Here is a 2,644-nt window from a genome sequence, read left to right as displayed (position 1 = left end):
TGCCTCTGGCAGGCCCGCTACAAGGCCTGGGGCCGCATCTTCAAGCTCGACCACGCCGCCATCCACCAGCCCCTGCGCTTCCAGGGTCAGTACCATGACGAAGAAACCGGCCTCCATTACAACTGCCACCGGTTCTACGATCCAGATTCCGGCAGGTATCTCACTCAGGATCCTATTGGGCTGGAGGGGGGGTGAATGTTTATGGGTATGTGGGGGGGAATCCACTTAAATGGGCAGATCCTGATGGATTAAGAGCGAGGCCATTTGGTTCCGGGAATGCAAGCCAACGTAGATACGACCGAAGACACGCGCCACAGCGTCCAAATGGGCACGAGCCAAGCGGTGCCTGGAGTGATGCTGCTGGCTATTTCAATGATGAAGGACAATGGGTGTGTTTGAGATGGCGCTGCTCTGGTCAAGACATGTGCTTTAAAGACCCTTATGATTCAAGAGGTAGACTACGCCGCTCAACGGATTTCATGCCAGCTGCCACTGAGACTCAAAATCCTCCTGATGGTTGTGTCTGTGACCTTCCTGGGTGGCAAAAGACCGGAGAGCCAGGATTGTGGGAAAAACAGGATTGGATTGATTTGTGCGTGAAAATTAAGAATCGGTGGGGCAGGTAGCACAGTGGAATCTGTAATAAGACCCGGGCTGTGGGCGCTTTGTTGTCTTGGAGTAGCATTCGGCCTATCAGCTCTCTTTTTTGACGAGTTTCTATTAAAACTCTGCGGAAAAAGCTGCGGCCTTAATCACGCCTTTATCACCTTATTCGGTGAAAAAGCGGCTAGATTTTTTGAGGCCACGGCGTGGTTCGCGGGAGCACTATTTTTCGGATTTCTCGCGAATAGGAAGAGGTGAAATGTGCCATCTAGCAATACGATGCCAAATAAATCCGTTCACTTTTTGACACACTTATCATCGCCCAACTACTTGTGGCGATGTGGTTTGAATTTTCTCCGGAAACGTTGCCTGCCACAATCCAGGAAGCTGAGCGACTCACCGACGGGGAAATTTTTGCCAAAATTGACACCTATATCATTCTGATGGCGCACGCACAAAGTGTTTCTTGTCTATTTCTTTGGTGTCCATCTAGAATAGTTGCTTATACCTATCTCTTGACCACAACTGTAATTGCAGTCCTTGGCGTATTCAGTGGCCCAGCTATCCTTTCTGCGCTAGATGCTTTCTTTGGTTATGTACAGGTATTGGCTTCTGGGGGAATGCTTGGGGTGCTTTGGATTTATGGATATTTCACATTACCGCCATTGCAGTCAAACCCATCTTGACAAATCAAGAATTTACACAAAATAATCGGCACCCGGAGCGAAAAAGATTTGGAAGCACTAGACGCAATTTAAAAACGATAAAAATCAAATGAGACTATCAAAAAAAATTTATGCCGCCTTTCTTGTTTTCCTCCTCATTGCGGGGGCAAGCATTGCGACTTTCAACATATTTTATGTTCCAAGGGGAATACATCTCGCGTATGTTATTAGCAAACCCGATGCTCACCCCCAAGCCTTCCAATGGTTGAGTTTGTTGATGTACAAACCCGTATCCAGGTTAGCATTCAAATATACAGGGCGGTACTGTGATGCACCTTACTATGAGCATGGGAAGCTTGTCCCAGGCGAGAACTGGACCGTTGGGATGCTGGTCGCCGCGACGGCGGATGTTACACAGGACCAAGGACGGGAAGCATATGAGTATTTGAATGAGGCATTGTCACGGTGCGACCCCAATGCAATATCGCCAGGACAGCCGCTTTCACCCCTACATGCAGCAATCATGTTTCGCCGCGCGGAGGTGGTTTTAGCCTTACTGAAGGCAAATGCCAATACATTCGCAAAAATAGATCGTCCGGGGAAATCCATCGATGGCATGAACGCTCTAGAATTTTCTCATTACCTGGAAACAGTAGTAAATGACGAGGAGTCACGGCAGGCATATAGCAATATTGCACAGCTCATCGTGCAACACAATGCGGGCATATCCACAAATGATGCGCATTAAAGATGCACCTTAGAAAAACAGAATCTTGGCGCACGTGTGCAGCAATGTACAACTGGCCGGATATCATAAACACGGCCACTCAAATAAAGAGTGGGCTTCCTTGATGGTCACAGCTCTGTTCCGAAGGCTTTATCATTTATGGAAGAATAGTTTCTAAATCCTATTTATCTGTGGGCATCCTTGTTTGCATCATCATTATTTTATCAATGATGCCTCTTTTTTTAGCAAGGCACACCAGAAAAAAAACGGTAGTCAAATTCCTTAATATCTCTAGCACACTGATTTATATGCTGTGGCCGTTACTATTCTTTGCTCCAAGTTATAGCAATGGATTGCTAGAGTCTGCTATTTATTCTCTTCCATATATTTTTGTATTGGCATACCTTGATCGGAAACACTTTACCAACTAATTCGTCATGAAAATTGCGCAGCAGGTTAATTTCCATCTAGGTGCAGCCGCAGCCTATTGGGGGTTTGGCTATCAGGGCTGGAAAATGGCTGCTCTGTATTCGAAAGCTTCTCCGCCCAGCTATGCTCAAATTTATTGGGAAGAGAAGGCATATACGGACGCTATCGGTTTAACCAATTTTTTCTCCGGCGGCCCGGGAAAATGTGGTCGTGGTGCGGG

4 protein-coding genes are annotated in these 2,644 nt (G+C 46.9%); all 4 read left to right on the top strand.

What is annotated here, in order from left to right; genetic code table 11:
• The coding region (locus G474_RS24330; RefSeq protein ID WP_026688104.1) for an RHS repeat-associated core domain-containing protein at positions 1-195 on the top strand (195 nt) is incomplete at its 5' end.
• A 773-nt stretch (positions 196-968) separates the two neighbouring features.
• Positions 969-1,289: a hypothetical protein gene (locus G474_RS23645; RefSeq protein WP_156919333.1), complete on the top strand. Its 321-nt coding sequence runs from the start codon at positions 969-971 to the stop codon at positions 1,287-1,289.
• Between the two features lie 88 nt (positions 1,290-1,377).
• Positions 1,378-2,016 carry a hypothetical protein gene (locus G474_RS23640; RefSeq protein WP_156919332.1) on the top strand — a complete coding sequence of 213 codons (639 nt, stop codon included), beginning with the start codon at positions 1,378-1,380 and terminating at the stop codon, positions 2,014-2,016.
• 416 nt (positions 2,017-2,432) lie between these two features.
• Positions 2,433-2,644 (top strand): hypothetical protein (locus G474_RS23810; protein WP_211228146.1); only part of this gene is annotated, 212 nt, incomplete at its 3' end.

This window comes from Azovibrio restrictus DSM 23866, assembly GCF_000429665.1.
Lineage (GTDB): Bacteria > Pseudomonadota > Gammaproteobacteria > Burkholderiales > Rhodocyclaceae > Azovibrio > Azovibrio restrictus.
This window is presented reverse-complemented; position numbering and strand designations above follow the sequence as displayed.

Coding starts and splice junctions, on each gene's coding strand:
- G474_RS23640 (WP_156919332.1), top strand. CDS start 1,378: ATGAGACTATCAAAAAAAATTTATGCCGCCTTTCTTGTTTTCCTCCTC.